Source organism: Halorubrum sp. DM2 (genome assembly GCF_901686465.1).
Classification (GTDB): Archaea; Halobacteriota; Halobacteria; order Halobacteriales; family Haloferacaceae; genus Halorubrum.
This window is the reverse complement of record NZ_LR594487.1, coordinates 2,696,974-2,715,343: the sequence shown is the minus strand read 5'-3', so window position 1 is coordinate 2,715,343 and position 18,370 is coordinate 2,696,974. Positions and strand designations below refer to the sequence as shown.

Annotated in this window: 18 protein-coding genes and 1 tRNA gene; 6 read left to right on the top strand and 13 right to left on the bottom strand. The window is 69.4% G+C overall.

The genetic code is table 11. From position 1 onward, the window contains the following. The first annotated feature begins 1 nt into the window (after nt 1). Nucleotides 2-1,255, top strand: a complete 1,254-nt coding sequence (locus tag QOL69_RS13595) for a helix-turn-helix transcriptional regulator (protein ID WP_283403595.1) — start codon at nt 2-4, stop codon at nt 1,253-1,255. A gap of 36 nt (nt 1,256-1,291) precedes the next feature. Here the strand turns inward: QOL69_RS13595 and QOL69_RS13590 are convergent, their stop codons facing one another. The 7 genes from QOL69_RS13590 to btuC all read right to left on the bottom strand — a co-directional run bounded on the left by QOL69_RS13590 (nt 1,292) and on the right by btuC (nt 6,587). Further along, nucleotides 1,292-1,390 (bottom strand): rubrerythrin-like domain-containing protein, encoded by a 99-nt coding sequence (locus QOL69_RS13590; protein WP_283403594.1) that lies wholly within the window; start codon nt 1,388-1,390, stop codon nt 1,292-1,294. Nucleotides 1,391-1,725: 335 nt separating this feature from the next. Next, nucleotides 1,726-1,798 (bottom strand) — tRNA-Thr (locus QOL69_RS13585). A gap of 578 nt (nt 1,799-2,376) precedes the next feature. Beyond that, nucleotides 2,377-2,766, bottom strand: coding sequence for a peptide ABC transporter ATP-binding protein (locus tag QOL69_RS13580; protein WP_283403593.1), 390 nt, complete (start codon nt 2,764-2,766; stop codon nt 2,377-2,379). Next, on the bottom strand, nt 2,753-2,974 hold the full coding sequence (locus QOL69_RS13575; RefSeq protein ID WP_048077354.1) for a hypothetical protein: 222 nt from the start codon (nt 2,972-2,974) through the stop codon (nt 2,753-2,755). Before QOL69_RS13575 ends, QOL69_RS13580 begins: the two co-directional genes overlap by 14 nt. A 132-nt stretch (nt 2,975-3,106) precedes the next feature. Further along, complete coding sequence (locus tag QOL69_RS13570; RefSeq protein ID WP_283403592.1) at nt 3,107-4,102, bottom strand: class I SAM-dependent methyltransferase; 996 nt, start codon at nt 4,100-4,102, stop codon at nt 3,107-3,109. A gap of 65 nt (nt 4,103-4,167) precedes the next feature. Continuing rightward, nucleotides 4,168-5,319 carry an ATP-binding cassette domain-containing protein gene (locus QOL69_RS13565; RefSeq protein WP_345782500.1) on the bottom strand — a complete coding sequence of 384 codons (1,152 nt, stop codon included), beginning with the start codon at nt 5,317-5,319 and terminating at the stop codon, nt 4,168-4,170. A gap of 104 nt (nt 5,320-5,423) precedes the next feature. Beyond that, nucleotides 5,424-6,587, bottom strand: coding sequence for a vitamin B12 ABC transporter permease BtuC (btuC, locus tag QOL69_RS13560; RefSeq protein ID WP_283403590.1), 1,164 nt, complete (start codon nt 6,585-6,587; stop codon nt 5,424-5,426). Between the two features lie 62 nt (nt 6,588-6,649). On the opposite strand from btuC, the gene QOL69_RS13555 reads away from it, so the two are divergent. Beyond that, nucleotides 6,650-7,873: a PGF-CTERM-anchored ABC transporter substrate-binding protein gene (locus QOL69_RS13555; protein WP_283403589.1), complete on the top strand. Its 1,224-nt coding sequence runs from the start codon at nt 6,650-6,652 to the stop codon at nt 7,871-7,873. Nucleotides 7,874-7,902: 29 nt separating this feature from the next. On the opposite strand, the gene QOL69_RS13550 is transcribed toward QOL69_RS13555, so the two are convergent. Then, on the bottom strand, nt 7,903-9,150 hold the full coding sequence (locus QOL69_RS13550) for a pyridoxal-phosphate dependent enzyme (RefSeq protein WP_283403588.1): 1,248 nt from the start codon (nt 9,148-9,150) through the stop codon (nt 7,903-7,905). Between the two features lie 205 nt (nt 9,151-9,355). Then, nucleotides 9,356-9,721, bottom strand: a complete 366-nt coding sequence (locus tag QOL69_RS13545; protein WP_283403587.1) for a hypothetical protein — start codon at nt 9,719-9,721, stop codon at nt 9,356-9,358. Between the two features lie 201 nt (nt 9,722-9,922). On the opposite strand from QOL69_RS13545, the gene QOL69_RS13540 reads away from it, so the two are divergent. Both QOL69_RS13540 and QOL69_RS13535 read left to right on the top strand, forming a co-directional pair. Further along, nucleotides 9,923-10,339 carry a hypothetical protein gene (locus QOL69_RS13540; protein ID WP_283403586.1) on the top strand — a complete coding sequence of 139 codons (417 nt, stop codon included), beginning with the start codon at nt 9,923-9,925 and terminating at the stop codon, nt 10,337-10,339. 257 nt (nt 10,340-10,596) lie between these two features. After that, entirely contained in the window at nt 10,597-11,919 is a 1,323-nt protein-coding gene (locus QOL69_RS13535) for an NAD(P)/FAD-dependent oxidoreductase (RefSeq protein WP_283403585.1), read from the top strand. A 16-nt stretch (nt 11,920-11,935) separates the two neighbouring features. Here QOL69_RS13535 and QOL69_RS13530 read toward each other — a convergent pair whose 3' ends face one another. From QOL69_RS13530 to QOL69_RS13515, 4 genes are all read right to left on the bottom strand, one after another. Further along, the gene (locus tag QOL69_RS13530) at nt 11,936-13,075 is read right to left on the bottom strand and encodes a thiamine pyrophosphate-dependent dehydrogenase E1 component subunit alpha (protein WP_283403584.1); all 1,140 of its coding nucleotides are present in this window, start codon (nt 13,073-13,075) and stop codon (nt 11,936-11,938) included. Nucleotides 13,076-13,126: 51 nt separating this feature from the next. Next, entirely contained in the window at nt 13,127-13,606 is a 480-nt protein-coding gene (locus QOL69_RS13525; protein ID WP_283403583.1) for a hypothetical protein, read from the bottom strand. Between the two features lie 129 nt (nt 13,607-13,735). Further along, entirely contained in the window at nt 13,736-15,133 is a 1,398-nt protein-coding gene (locus QOL69_RS13520; RefSeq protein ID WP_283403582.1) for a hypothetical protein, read from the bottom strand. Between the two features lie 70 nt (nt 15,134-15,203). Further along, a complete protein-coding gene (locus QOL69_RS13515) occupies nt 15,204-16,244 on the bottom strand; it encodes an NAD(P)-dependent alcohol dehydrogenase (protein WP_283403581.1) in 1,041 nt (346 codons plus the stop codon). Nucleotides 16,245-16,402: 158 nt separating this feature from the next. On the opposite strand from QOL69_RS13515, the gene QOL69_RS13510 reads away from it, so the two are divergent. Then, on the top strand, nt 16,403-17,464 hold the full coding sequence (locus QOL69_RS13510) for an amidohydrolase family protein (protein ID WP_283403580.1): 1,062 nt from the start codon (nt 16,403-16,405) through the stop codon (nt 17,462-17,464). Beyond that, nucleotides 17,464-18,369: an iron-sulfur cluster assembly protein gene (locus tag QOL69_RS13505; protein ID WP_283403579.1), complete on the top strand. Its 906-nt coding sequence runs from the start codon at nt 17,464-17,466 to the stop codon at nt 18,367-18,369. Before QOL69_RS13510 ends, QOL69_RS13505 begins: the two co-directional genes overlap by 1 nt. Nucleotide 18,370 lies beyond the last annotated feature (1 nt).

Genomic DNA, 18,370 nt, shown 5'->3' with positions numbered 1-18,370 from the left:
TGTGCAGCGAGCGTCGGTCGTTTTCGTGGTCGTCGCCCTTCTCGGAGCCGCCGGGCTGGCGTTCGGAGCCGGCGGCGCGGGCGCGGTTCCGTTCGAGGGCGGCTTCGCGCAGATGGACGTCGAGCCGGACGACGTGTCGATGGAGGTCGCGGTCGGGCCGGACGGCGACGCGCAGTGGACCGTCGAGTACCGGATCCGGCTCGGCACCGACGAGGAGGAGCAGGCGTTCGAGGAACTTCGCACGGACGTCGAGAACGACACCGAGGCGTACACGAGCCGCTTCCGCGACCGGATGGTCTCGACCGCGGCGACCGCCGAGGAGGCGACCGGCCGCAACATGACCGTGTCGAACGCGACCGTGACCGCCGAGCGCCGCGAGCTGCCGCAGTCGTACGGCGTGTTGACCTACCGGTTCGAGTGGACGAACTTCGCCGCCGTCGACGGGGACCGGCTGCGCGTCGGCGACGCCGTCGACGGCCTGTTCCTCGACGACTCCTCGTCGATCATCCTCTCGTGGCCGGACGGGTACCGCCTCGCGGAGACGACCCCGGATCCGAGTGAGGTCCGCGACCAGTCCGTCGTCTGGAACGGGCCGGTCGACTTCTCGGCCGGCCAGCCGCGGATCGCGGTCGCCCCCGCCGGGCCGCTCGCCGGGATTCCGACCGCCGGACTGCTCGCGCTCGTCGCGGTCCTCGTCGTCGCCGGCGGAGCCGTCGCCTACCGCCGGCGGAACGACGCCGGCGACGATACGGGCGTCCCGGCGGCCGGCGCGGCCGGAACGGACGACACGGCGACGGCGAGCGGAGCAGCAGGGAACGACGGGGCGGCGAGCGCCACGGACGCGGGCGGGAACGAGACGGTGGACGCGGGAGCGGCGGCCGCCACTACCGCGAGCGACGAGTCGGACGACTCGCCGCCCGTCGACAGCGACCTGCTGAGCAACGAGGAGCAGGTGCTTCAGCTCGTCGAATCGGAGGGTGGACGGATGAAACAGAAGCGCGTGGCGGAGGAGTTGGACTGGACCGCCGCGAAGACGAGTCAGGTGGTGACGGGGTTACGCGACGAGGGCGACCTCGACGGGTTCCGGCTCGGTCGCGAGAACGTCCTCTCGCTGCCGGAGTACGATCCCGAGAGAGATCCGAGCGCGAGCGGAGACGAGAGCGACGGAGACGGAAGCGATAGCGACGAGGGAGGCGACGAAGTCGAGAGCGGCGACGACGAACGCGACGAGGCCGGCGCTACCGGGACCGACTGAGCGGACCGGTCGCGGCTCGGCACCGATCGACGCTGGTCACAAGTCCCGCGACCGACCGATGTGGAGCAGTTCGCCGCCGCACTCGCACTGGCCGGGCGAATCGGTTCGCCGCCCGCATTCGAAACACTCGTACATTTCTTCTTCCGTGTGTTCAGACTGTGGTCGCATATCTGTCTCTACGCGCCCGTGCTACATAGACACACACCTAATATTCCTATGAGAGTATGATCACGTTCGGCCCGATCGGTGGATGAACGATCGGTTCTATCGGCAATAGGTGCGACCTGAACGGTGCGCAAAAGGCGAAACACGGGTGTACCCGTGTGAACATCCTCCAAGTGCCAGTCAGCGTCAGGAATTCGAAGAAGCAAGCCGGAGGAGGGGATTGTGAACCACGGTCACTCCGCTGCGCTCCGTTCCCTGGCACAAATCCCTCTCTCAGCTCTTCTCCTCACTTCGTTCGGCAGAAGAGCCGGAGGAGGGATTTGAACCCTCGACCTATTCCTTACGAAGGAATCGCTCTGCCAGCTGAGCTACCCCGGCGCATCGAATAATTCCCCGACGGAAAAATAAGGGTTCCGAAACGGGGACGGGGCGGGGATCGTTCCCACCGCCTTCGGAGCGAGAGTCTGGCGACTCGACCCAAAACTCGAACACGTTCGTCACGAGAACAACGATATTCTACGTCAATATACAAGAGAAGTCCGAATACAATAGTAGAATATAAGGAAAAAGACTAAATACGTGTTCGGACCCAAATTCAATTGTGATGACACCGCCCGCGTGCCGAGACGGCGGGGATCGAATCCCTCGGCGGTGCGTGCCCGGTCGAAGCCCGTGCCGGGCGAGAAAGGTCCAGCCGGTCGTCACCCCCACGGCGACCCGGCGCGGCCGTCATCCCCATCAGCGTTCCGTCGCGGCGACCGTGAATCGCGTCTCCGACGCGCCAAGCGCAGAATCGCCTCTGGCCCGACGACCCGTGCCGCGACCGCTTGTCATGTGACGGGCCCCCAGCCGCTCCGCCCCGACCCCCCTCGGGGCGGCGCGGCGTTTTCGCTGTCTCGATCCACTCGCGAGCGGCGACGCCGGTCGGTAACCGAACCGATCAGCCACCGAGTCGATCAGCCGAACAGTCGCTGCGTCCCACGCACCGCCGCCGAGAGGCCGCCGTAGCCCGCACCGACGACTCCCGCGAGCCGCAGCTCTGCCGGAGCGACGCCGAGGCGGTGCGAGAGCGGGCCGGGACGCGCGTCCGCTCCCGCGACGGCGACCGTGCGTCCGCGGACCCTGACCTCCGCGGTGAGGCCGCCGCGCACCAACTCCGCGACCCCGCGGTCCGAGACGGAGTCGTCGGGGAGCCGACGAGCGACGCGGAGCGCGTCGCGGACGCGCTCGACCTCGACGAAGATCCGCCGGTCCGTCGCGTGAACCGCGGCGTCGACGCCGTCGACCGACAGCGTCAGGTCCTCGGTCTCGACCGAGAGCCGGCGTCCTGCGTCACTCCCGTTCACTCGTCGTGACCCGGACGCCGCCGTCGATTCGCCACTCGGCGTGTTCGGCGTCGTCGCCCGTGCCGCTCGGCACCTCGACGGTCATGTCCTCGAACTGATAGTGAATCTCCGCGTTCCGGCCGGTCAGGCGGTCGTACAGACCGATCGCGAGGTCCGGCCAGGTGGTCGTTTCATCGATACGCTCTTCGGGAGTTTCGGCGTCACTCATACGACCACACGTTAGTGATTGATTCACATAAATAAACGGGCTAACACGCCGACGGTCGGATTCGCACCGCTCGGTTCGACGGCGTCGGCGGGTATCGGCCGGTCGTCGACGCGAATCGGCCGTCGACGCGGATCAGTCGTCGGTCCGCGTCAGCCGAACGTCGAGGCACACGTTGTGCTCGTGGGGGGCGTACGACCGGACGACGCGTTCGGTCTCGACGGTGACCGCATACTCGTCGCCCGCGGCGGCCTCTAACGCGCGGCGGCCCGGGCCGAACGGGTCGTCCTCGTGTTGGATGTCGTAGTAGTGGACCACGCAGTCGTCGCCGGCGAGCGCGACCGCCGTGTCCACGAACTCGTCCGCGGAGTGCGGGAGGTTCATCACGAGCCGGTCGGCGGTGTCGGCGTACGCGTCCGCGATAGCCCGCACGTCGCCCGCGATCGCGGTCACCCGGTCGGCGACGCCGTTCCGCTCGGCGTTCTCGCGGAGGTACTCGACCGCGCGCTCGTTGAGGTCGCAGGCGATCATGTCCGCGCCGCGAGCCGCCATCGGGACCGCGTACGGCCCCACGCCGGCGAACATGTCGACCGCCGACTCGCCGGCCGTCACCTGCTCCGCGACGCGGTGGCGCTCGGTCGCGAGCCGCGGCGAGAAGTACACCGCGGCCACGTCCAACAGGAACTCGTGGCCGTACTCGCGGTGGACCGTCTCGGTACCGTTCCCGGCCAGCACGTCCCACTGGCGGACGCGCAGTTCGCCCTCGATCGGCGAGGCGCGGTTGAGGACCGTCTCGCAGGGGACGTGCGAGGCCATCACGGCGTCGGCGATCGCCTGCGCGCGCTCGTCGTCGTCCTCGTCGACGATGACGATGTCGCCGAGCCGTTCCAGCGAGGGCTCGTAGCCGAGGATCGCCGCGGGCGTCGTGGGTCGGTCCCGCGTCTCTGCGTCGCGTTCGACGACCCGGTCCGCGAGGTCGGCGGGCACCCGCTCGCGGCCCACGACGGGGATGTAGATCGTGTCGCCGTCGACGGCGATCTCGTGGTCGCCGTCGAGGGCGTCCGCGTCGGCGAGGCGGCTCCGGACGGTCTCGCCGCGCTCGCGGGCGACGGCGACGCAGGGAACGCTCATCGTCGGGAGGAGGCGGGCGAGCGAATAAACGGTGACGCTTCGCGGGCCGCACCCGGGAACCGAGTTCACTCCTCGGTCGCGGCCACGACGGCGTCGAGCAGGGCCGCGTCGTCGACGTCGGCGGGGACGCGGACGAGACGGTCCGCCGCCGCGGCCACCTCGGCGTTCGGGCCGCGCGCGTCGGTAGGTCCCTCGAATCCGACCGCGACCGTCACCGCCGCGTCGGCGGCGAGGTCGCGCGCGGCCGCGATCGTTCCCCCGGTCGGTCCCTCGAAGGGGGGTGCCGTCACGGCTGTCACGCCCGCGTCCGCGGCAGCGCCGGCGGCCGCGTCGCCCGCGGGCACCACGCCGACCGACGGCTCGTGGCCCGCGGCGGCCAGTCGGGCGACGACGCGGGCGGCCGGGCGGCCCGTGCCGACCACGTGGACGCGGCGGGCGGCGACGTCGCTCTTCGGGAACGCCGTGACCGCGGGCGTCCCGGTCGCGGGGTTGCGCCCGACGAACGCCTCCGCGTCGAACGCGGAGCCGACTGTCGACGCGGACAGCACCGACTCGGGCGGTCCGGCGGCCTGGACGCCCCCGTTCGCGAGGACAACGACCTCGTCGCAGTACCGCGCGGCGGCGTCGAGGTCGTGGATCGCGGCGATAGCCCCGCGCGCGCCCTCGTCGACGAACGAACGCACCAGCTCTAAGGTCTCGACCGCGTGGTTCACGTCGAGGCTGGCGGTCGGCTCGTCCAAGAGCAGGAGCGGCGCGGCCTGCGCCAGCGCCCGCGCGAGCAGCACGCGCTGGCGCTCGCCGCCGGAGACGGCCGTGATCGACCGGTCGGCGAAGCGCTCGACGTTCGCGGCCGCCATCGCGGCGTCGACCGCGGCGTCGTCCTCGACGTCGTGGGCGTCGAACCGACCGAGGTGGGGCGTCCGTCCCATTTCGACGACGTGGCGCACGCGGAAGTCAAATGCGAGGTTCGTCGCCTGCGGGACGCTCGCGACTCGGCGGCCGACCTCGCGGGCCGACAGCGACGCGGCCGGGTCGCCGCCGATCCGGACCGTGCCCGCGTCCGGTTCGACCGCGCCGGTCGCCGCGCGCAACGCCGTGGTCTTGCCGGCACCGTTCGGCCCGACGAGCCCGACGAGCGAACCGGCCTCGACGCGGAGGTCGACGCCCGAGACCACGTCGACGTCGCCGAAGGAGACGGCCACGTCGGAGACCGACAGGAGCGGTGCGTCGCCGAACGAGAGCGACGTGTCGGGGAGCGACTCGGGATCATTAGCGAAGTCGTCCGCGGACCGCGAGGCGTCGTCGTCCGGACGGTCGGCGCTCACAGCTCCGACACCTCGCGGGTCACGAGCAGGTAGACGAAGAAGGGCGCGCCGACCGCGGCGGTGATGATGCCGACCGGGTACTCCGCGGCCGCCGAGCGCGCGACCGTGTCGGCGGCGACGAGGAACGTGCCGCCGGCCAGCGCCGCGGTCGGGAGCAGCACCCGGTGGTCGGGACCGACGACGAGCCGGAGCATGTGCGGGACGATGAGACCGACGAACCCGATCACGCCCGCGAACGCGACCCCCGCGGCCGTGATGAGCGCCGAGGCCGCGAGCAGCACCCGCTTGGTGCGCTCAACCGCGATGCCCAGCCCGCGGGCCTCCTCCTCCCCGAGCAGGAGGACGTTGAGGTCGCGGGCGTACGCGAGTAGCACGGCGAAAAGCGGCGGCACGACGACGGCGGTGACGGCGACCTCGCTCCACGCGGCCCCCGAGAGGTGGCCCATCAGCCACGCGACGATCTGCCGGAGCGACTCGCCCGCCTGTAGCTGGAGGTACGAGACGACCGCGCCGAGGAACGTCTGGACCGCGACCCCGGCCAGAAGGAGGGTCGCGACGGGCGTCCGCCCGTGGCGGGTCGCGATGGCGTACACGCCGAAGGCGGCGGCGAGCGCCCCGACGAACGCGAAGAGGCTGGTTCCCGCGCCACGGGAGAGCGCCACCTCGACGGACCCGACGAGCGGGAGCGCGACCGTCGTCGAGAGCGCGACCGGGAAGACGATGAACGCCACCGCGCCGACCGCCGCCCCGGAGGAGACGCCGATGATCGAGGGGTCGGCCATCGGGTTGCGGAAGAAGCCCTGCATCACGGTGCCGGCGGCGGCAAGCGCGAACCCGACGAGCGCGGCCAGCAGGATCCGGGGGAGCCGCACCCCGACGACGATCTGCTGGTGGACGGAGTCGACGGGGAACGCGAACGGCGACGCGAACGCGAGATCGAGACCGGGGAGCGTGAGCGGTCCGACGCCGGGCACCGACAGCGGGCCGACACCCCCGCTCGTTTCGATCCCCACCGGCACCGTGAGCGCGTTCAACACCGATTTCACGACGGTCTCTGGCGGGATTCTGACCGGACCGATCGCGGCGCTGACGACGACGACGACCGCCAACAGCGCCGCTATCGCCGCCGACCACGACGACGACCGAACCCAGGGTCGCATACGTTCTCCAACACAACTTGTAGTAGGTAAATACTTATTGGACGAGGCCGGTCGTCGATCCGATGCGAAACAGCTTCGCGATCGCAATGGCCGTGCTGGTGACGACCGCCCTGCTCGGCGGCGTCGCCGGGACCGCCGCGGGCGCACAGCCGACGATATCGACCGAGGGGCCGACCGCTGTCGGGGGATCAGCGGCCGGGGAGATCGGAACCGCGGACGCGCCGACGCAGACCGACGACGCCTGCGGCTTCCCGGTCGAGGTGACCGACGCGACGGGGACGACGATCACGCTCAACGAGTCCCCCGACCGGATCACGACGATCAACCCGTCGGCGGCACAGACGCTGTGGGAGCTCGGCGAGCAGGACCGCGTCGTCGGCGTGAGCCAGTTCGCGCTCTACCTCGACGGTGCCGACGAGCGCGCCAACGTCTCCGCCGAGTTCGGGGCGAGCGTCGAGCGCGTCGTCGACACCGAGCCCGACCTCGTGTTAGCGCCCAACTCCTCGTCGGCCGACGTCCAGCCGCTCCGCGAGCAGGGGCTGACCGTCTACCACTTCCAGGCGGCGACCTCCATCGACGACATCGCCGAGAAGACGGAGACGATCGGCCGGCTCGTCGGCGCGTGCGACGCCGCGAGCGAGACCAACGAGGAGATGTACGACGCCGTCGACGCCGCCGAGAACCGGACCGGCGACGTCGACCGCCCGGCAGCGCTGTACCCGCTGGGCGGCGGCTACGTCGCCGCGAACAACACCTTCATCGACGCGATCATGAACGCCGGCGGCACCGACAACGTCGCCGCCGAGTACGAGGCGTACCCGCAGCTCTCCGACGAGGTCATCCTCGAAACGAACCCCGAGCTGATGCTGGTCACCGACTCAGAGGCCACTATCCTCGATCAGGAGCCGTACGCCAGCACGACCGCGGGGGTCGAGGACAACTACGTCGTGATGAACCGGAACTACCTCAACCAGCCGGCACCGCGCAGCGTGATCGAGTCGACGACGACGCTCTCGAACGCGGTCGTCGAGATACAGGCCGACAGTGAGGGGTCGACCGACGGGTCGAGCGGCGACACGGACGACGACTCGTCGAGTGACGGCGACGACTCGTCAGGTGACGGTGAGGACGGTTCGAACGACGGCGACGCGGACAACGGGACCGACCTCACGACCGCGGACGGCAACGAGACCGACGGGAACACCGGCGCGGAGTCGCCCGGGTTCGGCGTCGTCGCGGCCGCCCTCGCGCTGCTCGCGACCGGTCTGCTCGCGCGGCGCGAGTGAACTGACTCCTTTCCGGACGGTCGGCCGTTTCAGATTCCCTGTCCCATCAGGTGACTGCGGAGGATGTCGGGCGTCTTCAGTCCGGCGTCGCTGTTGAGCAACACGACGGTCTCGTCGCCGTCGAAGAAGCCGTCCTCCGCGAGCGCCCACGCGCCGGCGGGGGCCGCGCCGCCCGTCGCGCCGGTCTCGACGACCTCGTTTTGCGCCACCGCGACCGCGCTGGCGAGGATGTCGTCGTCGTCGATGCCGACCGCGGTCCCGCCGCTCTCCTCGACCGCCTCGACGGCCGCGTCGCCGCCGGCGGGATCCGGGATCTCCAGTTCGCCGCAGATCGTGTCCGGTGTCTCCCACGGCTCCGGCTCCGCGAGCCCGCGCTCGACGGCGGCCGCGATCGGCGCGCAGCCGGACGCCTGCGCGGCGACGACGCGCGGGGTCCCGTCGATCGCGCCGATCCGGTCGAGTTCGACGAACCCCTTGTGAACGCCGGCGACGACCTCGCCCGAACCGGTCGGGACGACGACGACGTCCGGGGCGTCGCCGAGGTCGGCGACGAGTTCGAACGCGACCGTCTTCGCGCCCTCGTGGCGGTACGGGGTGACGAACTCCCCGAGGTCGGTGTACTCCGTCTCCAGCTGCTCGTCGACCGCGGCGGCCGCGTCGGGGAAGCGTCCGCCGACCACGCGCATCTCGCCGCCGTGGACGTTCGTCATCGCCTTGTTCGAGAACGCACAGCGCGAGGGGACGAACGCGTACGACCGCAGGTCCGCCCGACCCGCGTACGCCGCCATCGACTGCCCGGCGTTACCGGGGCTGGCGCAGACGAGCGGCTCGACGTCGGCCCCGTCCGCGGCCCGCTTCGCCACCGCCGTCATCGCGAGGGAGAAGCCGCGGTCGAGGACGGTGCCGGTGGGGTTCCGACCCTCGTCTTTGACGTACACCGCGTCGACGTCGAGCTCGTCCGCGAGCCGGTCGGTTGCGACGAGCGGCGTGCCGCCCTCGCCGGCGGTGAGCGCGTCCTCGACCGGGAACGGCAGCAGCGCGTCGAAGCGCCAGTGGCCGCGGGCGGTCGCGGGCGCAGTCCGGGCGTCGCCGCTCCCCCCGCGGGCCGCGGGGTCGAACAGCGCGTCCGGGTCGACCGCGTCGTAGTCGTAGACGGGGTCGAGTCCGCGCGCCCGCTCGTCGGCGTCGATGGTCGTCGCGTCGGCCGTCTCGTGGACCCGGCCCGACGCGCGGCTCTCCAGCCCGCAGAACGCCGGCGTGGTCTCGGTCGTCTCCATACCGAATCTTGCGGCGGCGGCGACTAATCGCTTCTCACTCGGGCGTAACGAAGCAGACAACCAGCCGGGATGGCGTGCGCCTGCGAGCGCCTACTTAGAGGCGCGAACAGCGCCGCGCGAGGGAGTCGCTGCCGACGTATACGCCGCTTCGATCTTGGCCTGCCGCGAGGGCGACGGTGGCCGGGGGACGGATCACAGGAGGCGGTCAGCGGTCCGCTTCGCTCGCCTCTTCGCCCGCGCCCCGCAGTTTCGCGTAAGCCGGGGCGAGCAGGTAATCCGCGATGCCGAATCCGACGAGCGTCGCGGCCAACGGGATGGGGTCGAACCCGGCGTCGACCGCCGCGCTCACCATCCCCACCACACCGGTAAAGCCGATCCCCAAGCCGATTCCGACGGTCCGCTTTCGTCGATACTCGACTCCCCACACGAGGAGCCCGGCGACGACCAACGCGACCCCGCTCACACTCGCGTTCGTGACGAACGACAGTCCGCCGAACGCGGTTCCGCCCAGTGCGAATCCGATCCCGAGGCGGCGGAGCTGTTCGACCTCGTCGATCTCCTGTTCGCTCATTCTGCTCGATAGTTCATCTCAGTTTATATATAACCACTCATGGGTACACGGATCCGGATCCGCTGCGTATCGTAGCTGTTTCGCTCTGTTGAATTACTATCCTTCAGATATATTCTCGCCTGAAACGTCTGGTCGCTGAAGAGTGCGAATCAATCACACTGTGGCTTCTTACTCTTCTAAGCCCACAAGAATAAATGAGGTATGGTCTCTATTGACATTCGAACCCTCCTACTGGGTGAGGATCAAAAACGAGCAAGACAGTGGAGTATCGGTGCTGGAATACTCTTTGTTGTGTCGCTGTTCTACTTCGCAGTAGTAAGGACAGTAGACGTTCCCCTGCTTGATACGGTGCTGTGGTGGCAGGTGTACGCTGTTCTACTCACGGGTTTCGTTGCGATCCAAGCGTACTCCAACAGTGGGATCGGAGTAAGTTGGTTGCTCGTGTTCGCTGCGGTTGCTGGAGTTATCCTGAACTTCGGTGGTATCGCATTAACTGGGGCCAAGCCCGGACTATTGCTGCTCATCGGATACGCATTTGTCGGAAGCACAGTTGTTGCGGCGATCGTGGGGACGCTCGGCTTTGGCATTGGAACTGCGGCCCGACGAATTACGGGATAGGTCCCTGTACTGAGCGGTTAGGAATATAAAACCATCAACAGATGAGGTTTCAACAAAGCCAGATATTTCTTAACTAGCGACCGTCAAACGAAAAATGGTCAAGATAAGAGTCCGCCCTCCGTGTATTTCGTATCGCCGCTGAGAGTTTATCGGAATCGTCGCGCCGAATTCAGTCCCGTCGACTTCAGTCTCATCAGTCGATCAGCGGGGAGCGGATCCCGCGGCCGCTTATAAACCGCCGGCCCGTTACCTCGGACATGAACGGAGACGCCACCGTGGTCGGCGGCGGCCTGAGCGGGCTCGTCGCCGCGGCCCGGCTCGCCGAGGCGGGCGCGGACGTGACGCTGTACGAGCGACGGCCCGAGGTCGGCGGCCGAGTACGGACCGAGACCGTCGACGGGTTCACGCTCGACCGTGGCTTCCAGGTCCTCTTTTCGAGCTATCCGGCTGTCGAGCGCGAACTCGGCCCGGGCCGCCTCGACGACCTCGACCTCCGGACGTTCGCGCCCGGCGCGACGATCTGCCGTCCGGGGTCGCGCTCGACGCTCTCGGATCCACTTCGAGACCCGCTCGGCGCGATCCCGTCGCTCCTGAACGACGAGGTCTCCTTCTCGGACAAGCTCCGCACGCTCGCGCTCCGGTACGACCTCGCTCAGCGGGACGAGGACGACTTCTTCTCGGGTCCGGACGCACCGATCCGCGAGTACCTCCGCGACTGGGGGTTCGCCGACGACTACCTGACGAACTTCGTCGAGCCGTTCTACGGCGGGATCACCCTCGACCGGACCCTGTCGACCTCGAAGCACGTCTTCGAGTACACGTTCCGCGCCATGGGCCGCGGGTCGATCGGCGTGCCCGCCGACGGGATGGCGGCGCTGCCCGCCGCGCTCGCCGACCGCGCCCGCGAGGCCGGCGTCGAGATCCGGACCGGTGAGGACGTGGAGTCGGTCAGGGTCGCGGGCGGGGGACGCATCCCGTTCCGGCGGAAGGCCGCGGACGACGACGGCGCGACCGTCGAACTGGCGGACGGTTCGACGCGCGAGACGGACGCGGTCGTCGTCGCGGCCTCGCCGCCGGAGGCCCGGCGGCTCACGGGCGTCGAGTCGGTCCCGACCGAGGGCGTGCCGAACGTGACCGGGTGGTACGCGGTTCCCGAGGACGAGGCCCCCGACGCCGGCGATCGGATCCTCCTCAACGCCGCGTCGGAGTCGCCGAACGCCGTGATCCCGATGTCCGAGGTCGCCCCCGAGTACGCGCCCGACGACCGCGCACTGCTCGCGGCGACGTTCCTGGGGGAGGGGTCGCTGGATCGGGACGACGCAGACCTTCGTGCGGACGTGCGCGACGCGCTGGAGTCGTGGTACCCCGACCGCGAGTTCGGCGGGCTAGAGACCGTCGACGTCCACCGGATCCGGTTCGCGCAGTTCGCGCAACCGCCCGGCGTCCACGCCGACCTCCCGGACTCGGACGACCCGGAGGGTCCGGTCGTCCTCGCCGGCGACTACACGGAGTGGTCGTCGATACAGGGCGCGTTAGAGAGCGGTCGGACGGCGGCCGCCGCTGCGACCGACCACCTGTAAGCGAGCGGCGGCCCGCTCACTCCTCGCGCAGGAACGCTTCCTCGCCGTGTTCCTCGACCGCCGCGAGGAGCTCGTCGCGCTGGCGGCGGACCTCCGGCGAGAGCTCGGCGTAGGCGTACTCGAACATGTTGCTCGGCTCGGCCTCGACGGACTCCGCGAAGTCGATCGCGTCGGCGACGACATCGTCGGCCTCGGTCCGGACCGCCTCGACCCCCTCGTCGTCGATCCGACCGGTCTCGCGGAGGAACGCCTCCATGCGGTCGATCGGGTCGAGCGCGCGCCACGGATCCACCTTGTCCGGGTCGCGGTAGGCGCTCGGGTCGTCGGCGGTGGTGTGCGCGCCGAACCGGTACTCGACGAACTCGATCAGGGTCGGGCGCGGCGCGTCTCCTCCCTCTCCGTCGCCGCCGTTCGATCTCGCCCGCTCGGCGGCCTTCCGCGTGACCGCGTAGCTCGCGAGCGGGTCCATGCCGTCGACGCGGACGCCGTCGAAACCGTAGGCGGTCGCTTTCGCCGCGAAGGTGTCGCTCGCGGTCTGGCGCGACTCGGGGATCGAGATGGCCCAGCCGTTGTTGTGACAACAGAAGAGCGTCGGCGTGTCGAACACGCCCGCGAAGTTCATCGCCTCGTGGAAGTCGCCCTCGCTGGTCGCGCCGTCCCCGAAGTGACAGGCGACGACCCGGCCTTCGTCCCGGTGGTCGAACGCCCACGCCGCGCCGACCGCGTGCGGGAGATGCGCCGCGATCCCGATGTTCAGCGGGAAGACGTTCCCGTCGGCGATCGCCTCCGTCCCGGACTCGTGTCCCATCCAGTAGGGGAGGTACTCGGAGAGCAGGTCGCGGACGACGACCGCGCCGTGTTCGCGGTACTGGTAGGAGATCAGGTCGTCGCCCGCGAGCGCATGCGTCGACCCGACCGCCGAGCCCTCCTGGCCCGCGCAGGGCGCGTACGTCCCGATCCGCCCCTGTCGCTGGAGGCTGACCGCGCGCTCGTCGAACCGGCGCGTGGTGACCAGATCGCGGTAGATATCGCGGAACTCGTCGTCCGAGAGGTCCGGCACCGTCGCGTCCGGCAGGGGTCGGCCGTCCGCGTCGAGGACGCGGTAGAGGTCCTCGTCGGCGAGGGGGTCGGCGTCGTCGGGACTGGATTCGCTCATGCGCGTCCGGTGTGTCCCGAACTCACAAGGAGGTAGCGGTCGCGGCCGCGCTCACGGGGCGTCGGCGATCGCGCTCGTCGCCGCGCCACCGACCCGTCGCCGGGCGTACGCGAGTGGGAGACCTACGAGAAGCCCGGCGACGGCGGCGAACCCGAGCGTGAACGCGACGATCAACAGCACGGGCCCGGCGGCGAGCATCTCGACGCCCCAGACCGTCACGAACCAGCCGGTCCAGAGGCCGCCGGTACAGAGCGCGGTGAGTAGTCCGTAGGCCGCCCCGGCCCGGTAGGAGAACGCCCGCCGTCGCTCGATCAGCCGCCACCAGCACGGCGGGCCGACGACGAGCGCCGGGGCCGCGAGCAGCGGGACCGGAAACCCGGCCGGGAGACCGGCCACGTCGACGAAGAGGCGGAGCACGTCCGAGAGGAGGACGGCGACGAGCGCGCCGCAGGCGAACGCGTAGCCGCCCGCGAGCAGCGCCCATCCCCGCGGCGACAGGAACCCCGACTCGGACCGGTGAGAGTCGTCCATGTCGGGCGGTCGTGGCCCCCGGACAAAGTGGTTGGCGTGGGTGAAACGCCGACTTGCGTCTTCCGTCGCCCCGTCTGTCCCGCCGAATTCGTCGACCCCGTGCCGAAGTCGCCGCCGACAGCGCCCGGCTCACTCGACGGCGATCGCCAGTTCGAACGGGTACGCCCCGTACTCGTCGGGGGTCTGCCCCGGAACGCCCCACGAGACACGGAACGTCCCTCGGCTCACGTACGTGTCCGCCGGGAGCGATTCCGGGACGGCGTACGTCGCGACCATCTCGTCGCTCGCGGTCAGCGACTCCAGCGCCTCGCCGTCGGATCGACGGGGCCGCGGCCCCTCGATCCCCTCGGTCTCAGCGATATCCAGCGACCGCCGCTTCCCGTCGTCGAACACCCAGAGAGCGCTCGGGAGCGCGCCCCGACTCGTGAACGTGTACGGCCCCTCGGCCTCGCCGTCGGCGCGCTCGGGGGCCGGTGCGACCGAGAGCGTGAACTCGCGGGCGGCGTCCTCGCTCGCGGCAACCGACACCGACACCGGAACTCGGTCGTACATCGACTCACCGACCCGGACGTCGTACACGGTGCCGTCGATCCGGTAATAGGGCGGCTCGTCGTACCCGGCCGCGAGGTCGCCGTAGGCGTCAGGCACCTCGGCGGCGAACAGTTGGCTGCGGTCGTCGCCCGGCAGCGCCGGCTTCCGGTGATCGGAGGCCAGCGCGCGCTCGAAGAACGTCACCACCGTGCCGTCGAGTTCGGACTCGTCGACGACCGGTCGGTCCCACATGTCGCCCTCGGTCAGCTCGCGCGCCGTGATCGCGTGTGGCGGCTCCGCGTTCTCGACCGCCGTCTCGATCCGAGAGAGTCCGCGTCCGTCCTCCAAGTAGTCGTACTCGTCGAGGAACTCGGCGACCGCCTCGGGGCGGTCACAGCGCCGGTACTCCCCTCGCGCCACGTTTGGCCCGTACGCCGTTAGCGCGTCGACGAACGTCTCGACCGCCGCCGAGTCGATGTCGTCGCGCTCCCGCGACTCCCGGAAGACCCGATCCTCGTCGTACTCGTCGGCTTCCTCGTCGGCAAGCTTCGCGGTGAACGTCGGCATCGCGTGTTCGAACACGTAGCGCGTCCCGTCGAGTTCGACGTACGGCTTTAGCTCGCCGCGGTCGTAGACGCGGAACTCGTCGACCGCCGAAAGGAGCGCGTTGTCGGGGTCGTCGGTCTCGAACCCGCCGTCGAGCGTCGCGTCGAGGGGGTCGCGCAGCGCGGCCGGGACCTCCGCCTCGGGGACCACGTGTTCCGGATCAACTCCCCGGCTCGGCGAGGGCTCGTACGCGGTGACGACGTGCGGGACGGTCCGGAGCTCGACGTCGAGAGACGCGGTCGACCCGTCGCCCGACTGACCGCCGTCAGTTCCAGTCGGTCCGCCGTCGGTGCCGTTCGTCGAGGGGGCCACGCCGAGGTCGTCGCCGACGCACCCCGAGAGCGGGACGAGGGACGCGCCGGCCGCGAAGAGGAGGGCTCTGCGGTCCATAGTCGGGATTTCGCGACGAGCGGTAAAACGTTTCCGCGGGGTTCTGGGTCTCGAGACGGCGACTCCGGGTTCAGGGCGTGATGACGGCTCGGCCGTCGATCTCCCGGTGTTCGAGCTTCTCGGCGACGGCGTTGATCTCGCCGAGGTCGTACCGGCTCGTGTGGAGGTCGACGTCGCCCTGCTCGACGAGCGCGACGAGTTCCTGAAGCTCCGCGTACCGGCCGACGATGTTGCCGACGAAGGAGAACTCGCCGTTCACCAGCGCCTGCGATGGCTCGTGGACGTGCCCGCCGTAGCCGATGATGTGGTGGTCGCCGCCGGCGGCGGTGATCTCGGGCGCGTAGGCGGTCGTCACGTCCTCGCCGACGAAGTCGAGCACCTGCGCCGCCCCCGTCCCGTCCGTGATCGCTTCTATCTCGGCGGCGACGTCGTCGTCGGTCGGGTTCACGAGGAAGTCGGCCCCGTACCCCTCCGCGAGGTCGAGTGCCGAGTCCTTCAGGTCGACCGCCGTGATCTGTGCCGCGCTCATCGCGTCGAGACACTGAAGGCCGATGTGACCCAGCCCGCCGACGCCGACGACGACCGCGTGGTCGCCGGGGTTCAGCTCCGCGGCCGCCTTCTTGACGGCGTGGTACGCGGTGATGCCGGCGTCGGCGTGGGGAGCGATGTCGACGGGGTCGACCCCGCTCGGCAGCGGGATCACCGAGCGCTCGCTGGTGTGGAGGTACTCGGCGAAGCCGCCGTCCGTGGTGAGCCCGTTGAACGCGTCGTTCTCGCAGTACATCGTCTCGCCGAGCCGGCAGGGGCGACACGTGCCGCAGGTCTGGACCGGATGGCAGATCACCGGGTCGCCCGGGGAGACGAGGTCGACGTCGTCGCCCGTCTCGACGACCGTTCCGGCGTTCTCGTGGCCCAGCGTCATCGGGAGCTCCTGCGGGACGTACTCCGCCCACATCCCCTCGATGATGTGGTTGTCAGTCTGACACCACCCAGCCCCCTCGACCTCGACGATCACGTCGTCCGGTCCGGTCGCCGCCGGGCGGTCGACCTCGTCGATGGCGAGCCCCTCGCTCATGTCGTCCGTGTACTCGTGGAGTCTGGCTGCTTCCATACGCGACACACACTCAGCCCGCCATCATAAACGTTCGTTACGGATTGGCACGGCCGCCGGGCGGCCGCGGGCCGTCGCAAAAGAAACTCGATTGTGTAACAGTAATAGTACTGAATAATCCTTATAGTTATGTGTTTACACACCACATGGTATTTCGTATGTACGAGATAGACGGCGAGGAGATATTCGTCATCGACGGGCACGTCCACATGTGGGACGCCCGGCAGGAGAACATCATTCACGAGGGGGGCGAGCAGTTCCTCCAGTGTTTCTACGACTACCATACCGGATTCACGCCCGAAGAAGAGCAGTGGGACATCGATACGTATCGACACTACGGTGCCGACAAGATGACCGACGACCTGTTCGGGAACGCGGCCGCCGACATGGCGATCTTCCAGCCGACGTACCTCGACGACTTCTACGACGAGGGGTTCAACACGACGGAGCAGAACGCCGAACTCGCCGAGGAGTACCCGGAGCGCTTCGTCTTGAACGGGAGCTTCGACCCGCGCGACGGCGAGGAGGGGCTCCGATACCTCGAACACCTCAAAGAGGAGTACGACATCCCCGGCGTGAAGCTGTACACCGCCGAGTGGCGCGGCGAATCGAAGGGGTGGCGGCTCGACAGCGACGACGCCTTCGAGTTCCTAGAGAAGTGTTCGGAACTCGGCATCGAGAACATCAACGCCCACAAGGGGCCGACGATCCGCCCACTCAACCGCGACGCGTTCGACGTGAAGGACATCGACGACGCCGCCTCGTCGTTCCCGGAGCTCAACTTCATCGTCAACCACGTCGGTCTTCCGCGGCTCGACGACTTCTGTTGGATCGCGGCGCAAGAACCGAACGTGTACGGCGGGCTCGCGGTCGCGTCGGCGATGTCGACGCACCGGGAGCGGAAGTTCGGCGAGATCATGGGCGAACTCCTCTTCTGGCTCGGCGAGGACCGGGTCCTGTTCGGCTCCGACTACGCCTTATGGAACCCGGACTGGCTCGTCGATCAGGTGATGAACGCGGAGCTCACCGACGAGCAGCGAGACGAGTACGGGGTGGAGCTCGACGTCGACACCATGAAGAAGATCATGGGCGAGAACGCCGCGGAGCTGTACGACATCGACATCGAGGAGAAGAAACGCCAGTTCCGGGACGACGACATCACCGAACGGTTCGACCTGGCCGACCACTACGGCGGCGACGCGGGGGCCGCGGCGGACTGATGTCCGGGAGCAGCGCAGACCCGACCGGCGACGCGGGTGCCGGTCCCGGAGGCGACGCCGAGAGCGAGGGGGACAGGAGCGGCGGTCCGACCGGCCGACCGGCGGGGGTCAGGAGCCGACTGGACCGCGTCGAGGACCCGGAACTCGCTCGGTCCATCGTCGAACTCGACTACGTCGACGCGATCGAGGTCGACGGCGGCCGCGTCGAGGTCCGGTTCACCCTCCCGACCGCGTGGTGTTCGCCCGCCTTCGCGTGGATGATGGCGACCGACGCCCGCGACGAGGTCGAGTCGCTCGACTGGGTCCGCGAGAGTCGGATCGTGCTGTGCGACCACATGCACGGCGAGGAGATAACCGCCGGCGTGAACGCCCGCGACGGGTTCGGCGAGACGTTCCCGGATGCGGACGGCGACGTTGCCTCGGTCCGGGCCGCCATCGCCGACAAGGCTCGGGTGTCCAGACAGCGCGAGGCGGTCCGGACGCTGCTCGACGCCGCCGTCGACCCCGGACAGGTCGTCTCGCTCGTCCGCGCCGACGTGACGGTCGCCGGCGACGAGGCGCACGTCGACCTCGGCGGGCTGTCCGTCGTCGTCGACGCCGAGCCGATCGCCGATTACCTCGACCGCGTCACGACGAGCGGGCGCGTGACTGACTCCGACGACACGCTGTTCCTGACGCCGGAAGGAGAGCCGATCCCGGTAGATCAGCTGGACGTGGTCCAGAAGCGGTCCCGGCTCGCGACCGTGAACATGGGCGGACAGGGGGCCGTGTGCGACGCGCTCCACCGCGCGCGCCACGGGTCCGAGGGCCCGGACGGCTCCGGGTCCCCGTCGTTCGACCGGTCGTCGTACGACGGCGACGTCGACGAGTTCACCTCGACGTGGACGGCCGGCGTCGACGACTGAG

Coding starts and splice junctions, on each gene's coding strand:
- QOL69_RS13530 (WP_283403584.1), bottom strand. CDS start 13,075: ATGAGCGAATCCAGTCCCGACGACGCCGACCCCCTCGCCGACGAGGAC.
- QOL69_RS13525 (WP_283403583.1), bottom strand. CDS start 13,606: ATGGACGACTCTCACCGGTCCGAGTCGGGGTTCCTGTCGCCGCGGGGA.
- QOL69_RS13570 (WP_283403592.1), bottom strand. CDS start 4,102: ATGAGCGTTCCCTGCGTCGCCGTCGCCCGCGAGCGCGGCGAGACCGTC.
- QOL69_RS13505 (WP_283403579.1), top strand. CDS start 17,464: ATGTCCGGGAGCAGCGCAGACCCGACCGGCGACGCGGGTGCCGGTCCC.
- QOL69_RS13550 (WP_283403588.1), bottom strand. CDS start 9,150: ATGGAGACGACCGAGACCACGCCGGCGTTCTGCGGGCTGGAGAGCCGC.
- QOL69_RS13575 (WP_048077354.1), bottom strand. CDS start 2,974: ATGAGTGACGCCGAAACTCCCGAAGAGCGTATCGATGAAACGACCACC.
- QOL69_RS13540 (WP_283403586.1), top strand. CDS start 9,923: ATGGTCTCTATTGACATTCGAACCCTCCTACTGGGTGAGGATCAAAAA.
- QOL69_RS13555 (WP_283403589.1), top strand. CDS start 6,650: ATGCGAAACAGCTTCGCGATCGCAATGGCCGTGCTGGTGACGACCGCC.
- QOL69_RS13510 (WP_283403580.1), top strand. CDS start 16,403: ATGTACGAGATAGACGGCGAGGAGATATTCGTCATCGACGGGCACGTC.
- QOL69_RS13515 (WP_283403581.1), bottom strand. CDS start 16,244: ATGGAAGCAGCCAGACTCCACGAGTACACGGACGACATGAGCGAGGGG.
- QOL69_RS13545 (WP_283403587.1), bottom strand. CDS start 9,721: ATGAGCGAACAGGAGATCGACGAGGTCGAACAGCTCCGCCGCCTCGGG.
- QOL69_RS13520 (WP_283403582.1), bottom strand. CDS start 15,133: ATGGACCGCAGAGCCCTCCTCTTCGCGGCCGGCGCGTCCCTCGTCCCG.
- QOL69_RS13535 (WP_283403585.1), top strand. CDS start 10,597: ATGAACGGAGACGCCACCGTGGTCGGCGGCGGCCTGAGCGGGCTCGTC.
- QOL69_RS13590 (WP_283403594.1), bottom strand. CDS start 1,390: ATGTACGAGTGTTTCGAATGCGGGCGGCGAACCGATTCGCCCGGCCAG.
- btuC (WP_283403590.1), bottom strand. CDS start 6,587: ATGCGACCCTGGGTTCGGTCGTCGTCGTGGTCGGCGGCGATAGCGGCG.